Below are 13,822 nucleotides of genomic sequence, written 5' to 3' on the forward strand. Positions count from 1 at the left end.
GTAGGACAAAAAAAGCAGTCTCCGGTTTTGGCTAATTTGAAAGTTAAAGATTACAATGGCTTTCCGCCAAAACAGGACGTTGGCTGCACTGATTTTTAGGTCAAATTTCCTCTCTGAGTCCTCAGTGCCCTCAGTGGTAAAATAAATCCCCAAATTCTATTTTCAGAAGCGAAAACCCTGAAAGGGTGCCATATTTATAGCCACGGGTGAGGAACGAAGCCCGTGGTAGGACAAAAAAAGCAGTCTCCGGTTTTGGCTAATTTGAAAGTTAAAGATTACAATGGCTTTCCGCCAAAACAGGACGTTGGCTGCACTGATTTTTAGGTCAAATTTCCTCTCTGAGTCCTCAGTGCCCTCAGTGGTAAAATAAATCCCCAAATTCTATTTTCAGAAGCGAAAACCCTGAAAGGGTGCCATATTTATAGCCACGGGTGAGGAACGAAGCCCGTGGTAGGACAAAAAAAGCAGTCTCCGGTTTTGGCAAATTTGAAAGTAGATTATGATAATGGCTTTCTGCCAAAACAGGGCAGCCTCTATCATATTAAGCAACCCTCATTTATCCTTCTTAGAAAAATACAATTATCAAAAATATTGGAAAAATCATAGGGTTTCTTGGAAATTGGTCAAAAGTTAACGAATGGTGGGGGAGGGTATAACGGGTCCATAGGAGAGAGTTAGGAGAAGGTTAGGGGAACTATAGCTAAAATGGCGGTTTCTCTTGATTTTTATTGTATTTATTCTTATAAATTTGACTTATTCTAAGAATCCGGAGATTGAACTTTTTGGAGAATTTGCCTCTTGCTACTTGGTACTTAATACTTTGTTCATCTTAGCTTTTACTTTTTACCTCCTACCTCAAAAACTACTTCCTACTTGGTACTTAATACTTCGTACTTCCTTACTTTCCAACCTCCCACTTCCCGACTTCCATACTTCCCTCCTTCCAACTTCCCACCTTCCCCACCTCCCAATCTCCCCAACATCGGTCACCCGTCATCGGTCATCCAACCACCCCTAACTTCCCTCCTTCCCCACCTCCCACCTCCCAACTTCCTTCCCTCCTTCCACCTCTTACCTTTAACCAACATCGGACATCCGTCATCGGTCATCCAAACTTCCTACCTTCCCGACTTCCCCACTTCCATTTCCTCCTGACTTCCCTCCTTCCCACTTCCATCCCCACTTCCCTACTTCCCACTTCCCGACTTCCTCACCCCACTCCTCCTTTCCCGATTCGCCGAAATTACCCAAACAATAATCCCAAATTAAATTTTAAGGGATTTCCTAAAATAAGCAATGGTATTGGCTAATCCCTCATCTAACGCTATTTTTGGTTCCCAAGACAACTCTCTTCTGGCCATTTCAATAACCGGTTTTCTTTGCATGGGATCATCCTGTGGCAAAGGGAAAAAATTCAATTTACTTTTACTATCTGTAATCGCAATAATCTTTTCAGCCAATTCAAGCATGGTAAACTCTGTTGGATTCCCAATATTGACAGGTCCCGTAAACCCATCTTTTGAATTCATCAATTTGTGCATTCCGTTAATAAGGTCATCCACATAACAAAAACTTCTTGTTTGCATTCCATCTCCAAAAACAGTAATGTCCTTACCTTGTAAAGCCTGAACAATAAAATTACTTACAACCCTCCCGTCTTGAGGATGCATTCTAGGTCCGTAGGTATTGAATATCCTCATCACTTTGATATTGACCTGGTGTTGCCGGTGGTAATCAAAAAACAAGGTTTCCGCACATCTTTTTCCTTCGTCGTAACAAGCACGAATTCCAATAGTATTGACAGAGCCTTTGTAAGATTCCGGTTGAGGATGAATTTCAGGATCGCCATAGACCTCCGAAGTACTCGCCTGTAAGATTTTTATTTTCAGCCTCTTGGCAAGGCCTAACATATTTATGGCACCAATGACACTCGTCTTGGTTGTTTGGACAGGATCAAATTGGTAATGTACAGGGCTTGCGGGACAAGCCAGGTTGTAAATTTCATCCACTTCCACATATAAGGGGAAGGTGACATCATGCCTAAGAAATTCAAAATTCTTATTGTTTAAAAGATGATGGATATTGACCTTTCTACCGGTAAATAAATTGTCAACACAAAGCACTTCATTTCCTTCTTTCAACAAAAGGTCACATAAATGAGAACCTAAAAAACCCGCACCGCCTGTAACTAATATTCTTTTCATATAATATTTTAAAATTAACTAACTGAGAATCTCCAATTTTAATTTTTGACTTCCAAAATCAAGTAAATAACGATAAAGCATCAATAGTTGAGGATACGCCAAATCAATGTCTAATTCTGAAAAAACCAAGAAAATGTATAAAATCAAAACTTTTAATTTAACCTGACACCGGATTGAAAAAGCATCAATCAAAATCAGGAAATGTCAACAAAACATCCGTCATCGGACCTATTTTTCTTCCCAGTTCATACTTCCATACTTCTCTCCTCCCGACTTCCATACTTCCATACTTCCCACCTGCCAACTTCCATACTTCCCACCTCCCAACTTCCCTCCTTTTACCTTCTACCTCTTACCTTTCACCAAAATCCACCATCGGTCAAACCACCCTTAATTTCCCACTTCCCGACTTCCATACTTCCCACCTCCTACCTTCCACCCCTCACCTTCGCGATTGTAGCATTTATGAACTAAAGTCTTGCCTCTTTCCTCTTAAAAACGCTACCCAATTCGTATTTATACATCAATGCCACCAACTTGAATGCAGCTAGGTACCGTGGAATGTAGAGTTTGGGTTTTTCTATACACCTTATCAACCATCCTAGAAATAGCTTATCTGCCCAAGTGGGGATATTTGCCTGATGACCGGTCAAAAATGCTATGGCAGCCCCTGTACAGATAATGGCCGGCCTATAACTCAGATTTTCTTTTAGGTAAGCGCCCAATATTTCCTGAACTCCTCCACCAAGGTTAATTACAATGTATTTAGGTTTCTTTTCTTCAATTTGTTTAAGCAAATCCTCATCTTCAATCCTATTTTTATCATAAAAAGGTGCAAGGTATAAATTGCTTTCCGACAACCTGAATCCACATTGCTGTAAATACCTGAGATTCGCATCGGCTTCTTTTTGGCTGGGGTTGACCAAGAGAATATTTGAATTTTTTTGTATTTCAGGATCAGATACAAAGGCTGTTATAAATTCCAATCCCGAAACCCTGTTTATTTTGACTTTATGGGTGAGATTCCATAATAAAGCCATATAGCCACTGTCTGCCACAATCAAGTCCGCCGCCTTCAGGGATTGGTGGTATTTCTTATCTGAATTTATAGTAGCCAATCCGGGTCCTGAAGGAAATACGAATAAACCTCCATTATCGAGGGACTCCAACACCTCCTCCACTTTTCCATTGAAAAAATCTAAGCCAATAATGGTGATGGTCTTACTTTTCTTACTTTTCATCCTTTCCAATATTAATTTTTATGATTATCCGCTTTTATACCAGTAGCCAAATATCATTTTTTCCCACCTCGGCAAGCTCGGTGAACGGATATCGTGAGATCAGAGGGGGTGGTAGAAATGCGGCTTTGCCGCATTTCTACCACCCCCCTTCAATATCAATAAATTCCGGTGGTCGATCCCGATAATTATCGTGGACGAGACCATTCTGTAAGTAATCCTATTCTGGTAAGAAGGCGGATATACATATTAATTTTAAAGATTACTGAAAATGATGTTTGAAAAGAAGACAATAGTCAAAAGGTGCTTACATGCAGACCAAAAACTACACTTGATAATCAAACAATTTTTCCTTTTTAATTTGCAGGGTTCAAAGTGTCAAACATATGAAAAAAATAGAATCAGTATGAACTATTTGAGCGAATTATTTTATTGAATCACATATTTTATAATATGAAATGAATATTTATGAGTCTGAAAAACAGAACCCTATTTTAAAAAAATGTTTATTTTCAAAATCAGCCATCATTTGTCTCAAAATAATTATCCTTGACAGGATGGCTTCCTTCCATGTGCGTTACCAAGATGGTTTTTCGGTCTTTTGTTAAATGATCAACAAAAAGGTAGCGATCGAAACTTATCAAATTATTTCATTTTTTCTAATAGAAATGTGGATATGGTAGATCTCTATTTAATTAAGAAATGGCTGTCCTTACCCAATTGCAACATAACTTAACGGCATTGATAAACTTCTTCCCACCTAAGGGTATGGTTAGGACTGCTTTTGATTCACAAACAACTCTAAATATCAAAAAAAAGGAACCTTTATAGTTCTGTATGCTGATAAATGAATTTTAAATTCTAATAAAAGTATTTTAAATGCAGAGATAGTCTTTTAATTATCATTTCAATTTGCTTAATTTGATTTTCAAATTAATGTAACTCGTGTTTCATTTCTTCTATAACCCTTAGAAACCATTAAAAACAAAAATTTAATACTACACCTACAGAACTTTTAGAATAACCGATTACCTTTAAAATCTTTAACATACCCAAAAACCCAAAATTCTTCAACAGCTATTTTTTAAATCTTTCTGAAACACATTTCAGATTGATCTCTAGATACTGTCATTGGGATTCTTTAATATGTGATTTCGACATCCCATTTAAATGGTCCTTAATCCAAGTAATTAGTAAGTCCTGGGACTGAAAGGGCGAAGCTGTGGGGTGGGGAGTTGGGAAGTATGGAAGTGGGGAAGTAAGGAAGTTGGGATGATGGAAGTGGGTTACATGTCGGATGACCGATGACGGATGTTGGGATTACGGTAAGGGGGGAGTCAGGAAGTAGGAAGATTGGAAGTGGGGAGGTCAGGAAGTTGGAAAGTGAGACAGGGTTGGATGTTTGGAGTGCGATGTAAAAGGTAAGAAGTGAGAGGTAGGGAAGTAAGGAAGTTACATCTTGCAGGATGAAAGAGAATGAAGGGTCGGATGACCGATGACGGATGTTGGGATTACGGTAAGGGGGGGAAGTCAGGAAGTGGGAAGTCAGGAAGTGGGAAGTTGGAAGTGGGGAAGTAAGGAAGTTGGAAGTTATTGGTAGAAGGTGGGAAGTGAGAATGGGAAGGATTGCATATATTTAACTATTAGAAATAATCCATGAAAAAAACACTCATACTCTTTGTTATTGTTACAGCAAGTTCCTCTTGTGCGAAGAGAAACCTAACATATCTCAGTGATCTTCCTGAAAATGAGGTCAATGTACAAACGATAACCAACCTGCAGGAACCGCGGATACAACCGGTGGACCTGCTTGGAATCACGGTAAGTACGCTAAACCCGGAATCCAACCTGCTCTTTAACAGTGGGGTGATTACTTCCGTAGGAAGCGTAGGCGGAATGGCCAATACGCCAAGTCAGGTAAATGATGGTTACAGGGTAGATAGCAATGGGGATATCCATTTTGCTGTTTTGGGAAAGGTGAATGTAGGAGGCCTGACTTTGGAGGAGGCAGCCGAGAAAATGACCCAACTCCTCAGCAAAGAAGTCATCAATCCTATTGTCAATATCAAGCTGCTCAACTTTAGAATTACTGTTATCGGGGAAGTCAGGAATCCAAGCACGTTCCCCATCCCGGCAGAAAGGATCAATATCCTGGAAGCAATCGGATTGGCAGGGGATATGACATCCTTTGGTAAAAGGGAAAACATCCTGCTGATCCGGGAAATAGACGGAGTCAGGACCACCGCAAGGCTTGATATCAATCAGACATCCATCATGTCTTCTCCCTATTTTTACCTCCAACAAAACGACATTGTCTACGTGGAACCCATCAAAAACAGAAAAGCAGAATCTACCATGTGGAGGCAGGATTTAATGCTCATCGTTTCAGTCCTTTCACTTTTAACACTGTTCGCTATAAGATTTGATTAAATTATGGAAAACTTAAATCAAGGCTTGTTCCAAGTGAACAAAAGACCATTAAAAGGAAAAGACCTCAAGGCGCTTCTTTTCCGCTACCTCAGGTATTGGTATCTGTTTGTGATTGGGGTTTTGATCTGTATGGTGGCAGCAGTTGTCTATATCCGATACTATACCACACTGCAATACAATATCAATGGGACTTTATTGATCAAAGATGAAAACAGCAGCAATATCTTGACTGGAGGGATATCCAATTGGTATGATACAGGACCGAACCTGGCAAATGAAACCATCATTCTCAAATCAAAAAACCTGATGGAAAGGGTCTTTATAGAACTTGCTTTGAATACCAGTTATTTTATCGAGGGCCGGTTCAGGGATATGGAAGTCTATCGGGGAGATCTGCCAGTATCCTTGGTCGTGGACAAAGTTGAAATAGAGGGTAATGGTAAAACCATTCAGATCAGGTCCAAGGACAACAATAACTTTGAATTGATTGAAAAAAATGAGGAGGAGGAAGAGATTTTTTCAACCCATAAGTTCGGTCAAGAGATCATTAAGCCCTATGCGACTTTTACCGTAATCAAATCCTCCCCTGATTTTGAATCCTCCAAAGACATCATTGTCCAATTTCACGATCTGAAGCAATTCGCAGAAAATTACAGAAGTAAACTGACCATCAAACCGGAAAATCCCGATGCCAATGTCCTCTTGATCAGTCTGACAGATGCGGTACCAAAAAGAGGGGAATTGATTCTCAAAAAATTGATCGAGGTCTACAACCGGGAAACCGTGGAAGATCAAACGCAATCCGACCTCACCTCTCTTGAGTTTTTGGATGAAAGAATAACGATTCTTTCCACTCAATTGTCAGAGGTAGAAAAAGATGTGGAAAGTTTTAAAATCCAAAATAATTTAACGGATATCACCTCAAATGCAGAAATGTTTTCGCAATCAGCGGATACTTATAACAAAGAGATGGTCCAAAATGAATTGCAGTTGGACATTATCCGGTCCTTAGAGGAATATGTTAGCAGACAGGATTTGGATTTGGTCCCCAGTTCATTGAATATTCAGGACCCTACTTTGAATGGCCTGATAGCCAAGTACAATGAATTACAGCTAGAGCGGCAAAGGATGCTAAGGTCCATGCAGCCTAGCAGTTCCCTGATTCAGAACGTGGATGACCAACTTAAAAACCTAAAAATAAATATTCAGGAGAATCTAAGAAATATTCGAAACGGTTTGGTGCTGTCACTCAATAACATGAAATCCACTACAGCCCAATACCAATCCAAAATCAGGAAAGTACCCTCCATTGAACGGGACCTGTTGGAAATCAATAGGCAGCAAGGGGTAAAACAAGCGATTTATCTTTTTTTACTCCAGCGACGGGAAGAGGTGGCATTGACTTTAGCCTCAGCCGTTCCCAATTCTAGGGTCATTGATATTCCGGAGGCAGAAGGTTATCCATTTAACAACAGTAAAACGACCATTTATTTGGCCGCTTTCTTTTTCGGGTTACTTGTTCCCTTTGGCTTTATCTATTTAAAAGATTTGTTAAATGATAAAGTGTTGGACAGGATGGATGTGGAACGCATTCCTGATATTCCCATCCTTGGAGATATTTATCATAGCAAAAGTAAGGAGGCCCTACAGGTAGTCGCAGGCAGCCAATCGGTCGTAGCCGAAACCTTCCGGCTTGTCCGATCAAACCTTGGTTTTGCCAACCTAGGCCGGGAAAATAAGGTAATTCTTATCACTTCCAGCAGGTCAGGGGAAGGGAAAACTTTCTTTAGTATCAATCTTGCGGCAAGCTTGGCTTTAACCGGAAAAAGAGTGGTGGTCCTAGGATTTGACCTGAGGAAACCCAAATTGATGCAAGATTTAGGGCTTACTTCCACGTTAGGAATTTCCAACTACCTCATCGATGAAAATCTTGAAGTGGAATCGCTTACGATACCTGTACCTGGAGTGGAAGGTTTGTTTGCCATCAATTCCGGGGCCTTGCCTCCCAACCCAGCAGAACTGATGATGAAAGCAAGGGTAAGTCAATTGGTAACAGCACTAAGGGAAAAGTTTGATTATATCATCATAGATTCTGCCCCTGTAGGACAGGTAGCAGATGTGTACAACCTGGCCCCTTATATTGACTCCACCATCTATCTGGTACGCTATAATTATACTTATAAAAGTCAGCTTACCATTATTGCGGACATCTACCTGAACAAAAAACTGAACCGGCCCATGGTGGTCCTCAATGACGCGAAGAAGAAAAACAGCCATGTCAATGGCTATGGATATGGCTATGGGTATTCAGGATCAAACGGTCAAAAATTAAAAAAGAAGGTTATAGCATCAGAATAACCTATTAATGTTTGAAGAATTATCTGATGTTAAATTTCCAATCCGGTTTTGAAAATAAGCGAAAAATCTGACTTCTCCTTTAAATGGTTTGGACCACAAGTGTATACCAAAGCACTTGATTGGTCCAAGCTTATTGCCATCACAGGTTCATCGCAAGTTCTTATACAGGCCCTAGGTTTTGTTTCAGGGATTTTAGTCATCAGGGTACTGCCGGTTAATGAATATGCACTCTACACCTTAGCGAATACCATGTTGGGTACTTTGACCATTTTGGCTGATGGAGGCATTGCCACAGGTGTAATGGCCTTGGGGGGAAAGGTTTGGAAAGACAAGGAGGAATTGGGCAAGGTGCTCTCCACGGGTATGTCCCTCCGTAAAAAATTTGCCATTGGAAGCCTGCTTTTGGCAACCCCGGTATTGGTGTATTTACTCCGACATCATGAAGCAAGTTGGTTAATGACCATATTGATTGTTTTATCATTAATCCCCGCTTTTTTTTCTGCCCTATCAGGAACCATTTTGCAAATACCCCTCACATTAAGGCAGGATATAAAGCCACTTCAAAAAAATCAGGTAGGGGTTAATCTAGCCCGATTGGCAATGCTGTTGTTGACCATTTTTATTTTTCCATGGGCGTTTATTGCCATCCTTGCGGCCGGAATACCCCAAATAAAAGCAAATATCCACTTAAGGAAATTATCCCTTCAGTATGCGGATTGGACACATTCCCCTGACCCGGTTGCAAGAAAAGAAATTATGACTTTTGTAAAGCGGCTCATGCCGGACGCTTTATATTATTGCCTTTCCGGTCAGATTACGATCTGGCTGATATCCATATTTGGTTCAACAGAGGCTTTGGCCCAAATAGGTGCCTTAACCCGGCTAACTGCTGCATTGTCAATATTCAGTATAGTATTTCATACATTGATGGTTCCACGCTTTGCACGATTGGAAAATAATAAGCCGGAAATACTTAAAAAATTTATTTTCATTCAGATAGGGTTAATCGTCATTAGTCTCGGCATTGTATTTCTTGTAAAGGAATTTGCCCCAAATGTTCTTTGGATACTTGGAAATGATTTTTCCAACCTTACTATTGAAGTGGTATTTATTACATTAGGGAGTTGTATTTCATTGATCAGCGGATTAACTCATCATTTGTTAGCATCAAGAGGAATTATCGTCCCTCCAGTTATTTTTATTTTTACTATGGTCATGATACAAGTGGGTTTTGCGTTTATTTTAAAACTTGATACGATAGTAGGTGTACTTCACTATGCTATAATAACTGCATCTGCAAATTATTTAATAAGAATAGGATACCTTACTTTTATTTCCATTGGTAAAAAGGATAAAATTAGTTTATAAAATACCGATTAATGTAAATTTTTTGAATATATCTAATTTATATTTTGGGAAAAAGTTAATGAGAAGTGAAAAATTACCCTTTGTAAGGCAAAAATGGGTCGGGTAGGGTTTATTGTTAAAAATTAAATATCGAAACATGCAGTATTTATTTTTTGTGAATAATCAAATTAATTCTTGAGATTTTTTATGATAAATAGATTTTAGGATAATTAAATGAAAATACTTTTTCTTTGTGGCTCTCTAGAGCTTGGTTATGATGGAGTTGGAGATTATACCAGAAGGCTTGCCTGTGAATTGGTACAAAAAGGGCATGAAGTAAAGGCCATTTCCTTAAAAGAAAAATCTTTTTTGCAAGAAAAAGAAGAAATTCAAATTTTGGATGGAATTGAATTATCTGTTGTACGAATTCCTTCCAATGCATCTACAAATAAATTAAAAAACTTCTTAGAACGAAATATAAATGCTTTTGATCCACATTGGATCAGTTTTCAATTCGTGATTTATGCTTACCATCCTAAAGGGCTTCCTTTTTATCTCCCCGGTTTTTTAAAGTCTATAAGGGGGAATTTTAAATGGCATATCATGTTTCATGAAATATGGATTGGATTTACAAGCATTTCCCCGATTAAACATAAAGTGGTAGGTAGCATCCAAAAGAGAATAATAAAGAAAATAGTAAGTTCTATTCAACCCAAATCAATAACAACCACAAACCTTTTATATCAAGCTATATTGAAAAGAAGTAACACCAATACCACTATTATTAACCTATTCAGCAATATTGATATTTCCCCCCTTACTAGTGCATTTTCTAATTTTGTATTAAAGAAATTATCCATAGCAGAAGGAGGTAGGAAGGATTGGATAATTTTAGGGATCTTCGGAAACCTTTATCCTGAGGCGAAATTGGAGCCCACTTTAAATTTCCAATACAATCAGGCCCTAGAATCATCAAAAAAAGTGGCCTTTATTGGTTTTGGAAGGATGAATGATGATGGCATGAAGGAATTTTTAAGGCTGGAAAATATTTTTGTGGATAAAATCTCTTTTTTACATCTAGGCGAAAGAAATGAAGATGAAATATCACAACTTCTTCAAATGTTGGATATTGGAATATCATGTACACCCTCCCAGCATATCGGGAAAAGTGGGGTATTTGCGGCAATGAAATATCATGGATTACACGTCATCTTGCCGAATGGCGATTTTATTCCGGAATATGAGGATGTAATTCAGCAGAATCAAAACATTTTAATGAAAAAACCTTCGGAGCAATGGGGAGCCTCATATATTTCAAACAGATATAATGAAATATTTTTAAATAGATAATCAAAGATTTTAAAAATGATTGACGTTATAAAAATACTGGAATTACAAAAAGCAAAGGTAGTTGAATGGCATGAAGCATTACTTTTGACCCAAAAAGAACCTTTATGGCAACATATTGAAGAAAATAGCAAATGGAATTTCTTGCTGTGGCATGAAGAAGATATCGCAAGGATAAAAGATATTAATCCATTAAGAATAGTGGAAGCCAAGCGGAATATTGATACATACAACCAATCCAGAAATAATGCTATTGAAAAAATCGATGAGTGGATATTAACTTACCTTATCAATAAAAATTTTGGGGAAATCGAAGCCATGCATTCTGAAACGCCAGGAATGATAATTGATCGATTGTCCATTATGGCCCTAAAAAGGTACCATATGAATGAAGAGACACTTAGGGAAGATGCTTCGGCCGACCATAAAGAAAAATGCCAAATGAAAGTACTTGTACTGGATGAACAAATTGAGGATTTATCAAAAAATCTGACCAAGGTTCTGCATTTACTGAATATGGGAAAGTTAAAGTTTAAAGTATACAGGCAATTCAAAATGTATAATGATCCTACTTTGAACCCTCAATTGTATAAAAAATCGTCCTTGTAGATGGGCCAAAAGGAAATCAGGTTAACGATTGATTCCCGAAATGGGGGGAATGGTGATGTTTGGATGCGCTTAGTTGGGTTTTATGTCATTGCCGCATTGAAGCCCGAAATAAAAATCAGGATTTTAATTCCAGCATTTCTTAGAAATTTGGCGAAACATACTTTTTCGGATCGATTGGAAATTCTCAATGATGAACAAGAGTGTGAATCTCCTCTGATTTACACTTCTTTGGGGTTCAAAGATTTATTCATTGGGATTGTCAAAGGAGAAAAGTATATATCACCTTATCAGCGTTCTGTTATTATCGACAAAAAGAAGCGTCAATTTAAAGATGTAGTCAATATCATTCTATTCAATCTCAGTGATTATGCTGGATGGATACAGGTCCCTGCTTGGAGTTCAATAAAGCTATATCAGGGTTATTTGGATATTATTGGAGTTAAAAAAATCAGGGAAATCGATTATGAACAATTTGTCACACAATTGGAATCAGATTCCGAAAGATTGTATTCCAAACTGAATTCCAATTTACCCATATCTCCGGAATTGACAATTCCCAAAGATTTGGAGCAGAATGTGGTGATATTTCCTACAGGGACAAGCAGACAATTTATTCCTGTAAACTGGGCTGTAAAAAATTTTCCTGATGCCTATTTTGCATTTTTTTATAGAGACCCTGATGCTGAACTATTTCAAAAAAACGGATTAAAAATTGTTTTTTTCTACAAGGAACCTGGTGATATCATCTTTTTATCTCAAAAGGCTAAATGGACTATTAGTACTGATAGTTTTCCTTCCCATTTATTGCAATACAGCTCAAATAAATGTTCGATCACCATTACCGAGGTGTTAAAATCCAGGATTATCTCTCCCGTTTTTAAAGGGAAAGTTATAGATGCTGAAGTTTCCTGTCATCCTTGCCTTCATTTGGATAGGAAGAACCATCCCAAATGTGCAGCAGGATATGAAGAATGTCTCAATTGGAAAAACAATACTTATACTAATAACCTGAAAGCATCCGCAGCAAAAGCAAATTGAAAAACAACAAAGTTTTAGAATAAATTTTTGTATAGCCAAATCAATGAAGGTTTCCATTTGTATTCCAACATATAATCAAGCACTATATTTAGAACAAACCATTAGAAGTTGTGCGGATCAAACCATTTCCCCTTTTGAAATAATTGTTTCAGATGATTGTAGTACTGATAACACAAAAGATATACTTTCTAGATTAGGGGATGAGATTCCAATTTTAAAAATAATCCATCAACCCGTTAATTTGGGTATGGTTCCGAATACAGATTCAGTGCTTCGAAAAGCCAAAGGGGATTATATAATAAAACTTGATTCTGATGATTATTTAGCTCCTAATTATCTAGCAAAACTTTCAAATTTATTGGATAAATACCCTAAGGCTGGTTATGCCCATGCAGCAGTTCAAGAAATTGACGAAAAGGGTCAAAACCGAAAAAAAAGGGTGTTAATGCGAAATACGGGATTTATAACTAGTGAGACAGCCTTACAAGAGGCCTTACAAGGTTATAAAGTTTCGGCAAACATTATTATGTTTAGAAAATCAGCCTTGGAAAAAGTTGGATTTATTAATGCCAAAACTAACTTTGCAGAAGATTTTTATTTATCTGCCGAATTGGCTTCTGCAGGATTTGGAAATGTTTATCTGAATGAAGTATTGTCATTTTATCGAGTTTGGACGGATGCCGGGCAGGTAAGACAAAGACGAAAGCTGGCAGAAATAGAAGCCCTCAGAAGGGTTTTTGAAGAAGTTTTAGAGCCTGCTTTTAAAGCAAGGAATTGGGGAGGTGGAAGAATCAACAAGTTTAGGGCAAGTTTTGCAACCCGACATGCAAACAGTTTAGGTTGGGATATCTATACTCCTTATGAAAAAGAGGAAATTGCAAAAGAAATATTGAAGCTTTCTTCCAATTTCAAAGTTAAATCATACGTTTGGTTATATCAAAATGGATTAGGAGGAATACCTGGTACTATCTCCTCAATGAAATCAATTCTAAAAGGATTGGTAAAGAAAATAGCCTTTAGTTTAATTCCTAAATGGGGGATATCAAAATGAAAATAGCACTGTCGCATCCCACAGGAAACAACAATGTAAGAGCTGTACTTTCAGCGTTTGAAGAAGAAGATATACTCGCTTATTTTAGCACTACTATTTCAGTAAGTCCAAATTCATTTATTTTAAGATTTATCCCCCCTTCACTGCGTTATGAAATTTTACGACGGTCATTCCCAATAGATTCCTTCAAAATTAATTCA

10 protein-coding genes are annotated in these 13,822 nt (G+C 38.0%); 7 read left to right on the forward strand and 3 right to left on the reverse strand.

Features of this window, described 5'->3' with window-relative positions:
* Positions 1-1,098: 1,098 nt before the first annotated feature.
* The 3 genes from MMU05_RS08680 to MMU05_RS08690 all read right to left on the reverse strand — a co-directional run bounded on the left by MMU05_RS08680 (position 1,099) and on the right by MMU05_RS08690 (position 3,445).
* Positions 1,099-1,251: a hypothetical protein gene (locus MMU05_RS08680; protein ID WP_241141287.1), complete on the reverse strand. Its 153-nt coding sequence runs from the start codon at positions 1,249-1,251 to the stop codon at positions 1,099-1,101.
* A 14-nt stretch (positions 1,252-1,265) separates the two neighbouring features.
* Entirely contained in the window at positions 1,266-2,204 is a 939-nt protein-coding gene (locus MMU05_RS08685; RefSeq protein ID WP_241141288.1) for a UDP-glucuronic acid decarboxylase family protein, read from the reverse strand.
* Between the two features lie 470 nt (positions 2,205-2,674).
* The gene (locus tag MMU05_RS08690; protein ID WP_241141289.1) at positions 2,675-3,445 is read right to left on the reverse strand and encodes a WecB/TagA/CpsF family glycosyltransferase; all 771 of its coding nucleotides are present in this window, start codon (positions 3,443-3,445) and stop codon (positions 2,675-2,677) included.
* 1,653 nt (positions 3,446-5,098) lie between these two features.
* Between MMU05_RS08690 and MMU05_RS08695 the strand changes: the two genes are divergently transcribed.
* The 7 genes from MMU05_RS08695 to MMU05_RS08725 all read left to right on the forward strand — a co-directional run bounded on the left by MMU05_RS08695 (position 5,099) and on the right by MMU05_RS08725 (position 13,622).
* Positions 5,099-5,872: a polysaccharide biosynthesis/export family protein gene (locus MMU05_RS08695; RefSeq protein WP_241141290.1), complete on the forward strand. Its 774-nt coding sequence runs from the start codon at positions 5,099-5,101 to the stop codon at positions 5,870-5,872.
* 3 nt (positions 5,873-5,875) lie between these two features.
* Positions 5,876-8,230 (forward strand): GumC family protein, encoded by a 2,355-nt coding sequence (locus MMU05_RS08700; RefSeq protein ID WP_241141291.1) that lies wholly within the window; start codon positions 5,876-5,878, stop codon positions 8,228-8,230.
* 339 nt (positions 8,231-8,569) lie between these two features.
* Positions 8,570-9,598: an MATE family efflux transporter gene (locus MMU05_RS08705; RefSeq protein WP_241141292.1), complete on the forward strand. Its 1,029-nt coding sequence runs from the start codon at positions 8,570-8,572 to the stop codon at positions 9,596-9,598.
* A gap of 213 nt (positions 9,599-9,811) precedes the next feature.
* On the forward strand, positions 9,812-10,927 hold the full coding sequence (locus MMU05_RS08710; RefSeq protein WP_241141293.1) for a glycosyltransferase family protein: 1,116 nt from the start codon (positions 9,812-9,814) through the stop codon (positions 10,925-10,927).
* Between the two features lie 15 nt (positions 10,928-10,942).
* Positions 10,943-11,533, forward strand: coding sequence for a DUF4254 domain-containing protein (locus MMU05_RS08715; protein WP_241141294.1), 591 nt, complete (start codon positions 10,943-10,945; stop codon positions 11,531-11,533).
* On the forward strand, positions 11,534-12,571 hold the full coding sequence (locus MMU05_RS08720; protein ID WP_241141295.1) for a hypothetical protein: 1,038 nt from the start codon (positions 11,534-11,536) through the stop codon (positions 12,569-12,571).
* Between the two features lie 43 nt (positions 12,572-12,614).
* A complete protein-coding gene (locus tag MMU05_RS08725) occupies positions 12,615-13,622 on the forward strand; it encodes a glycosyltransferase family 2 protein (protein WP_241141296.1) in 1,008 nt (335 codons plus the stop codon).
* The last annotated feature ends 200 nt before the right edge of the window (positions 13,623-13,822 follow it).

The organism is Cognataquiflexum rubidum, from assembly GCF_022538115.1.
In the GTDB taxonomy this organism is placed as follows: Bacteria; Bacteroidota; Bacteroidia; order Cytophagales; family Cyclobacteriaceae; genus Cognataquiflexum; species Cognataquiflexum rubidum.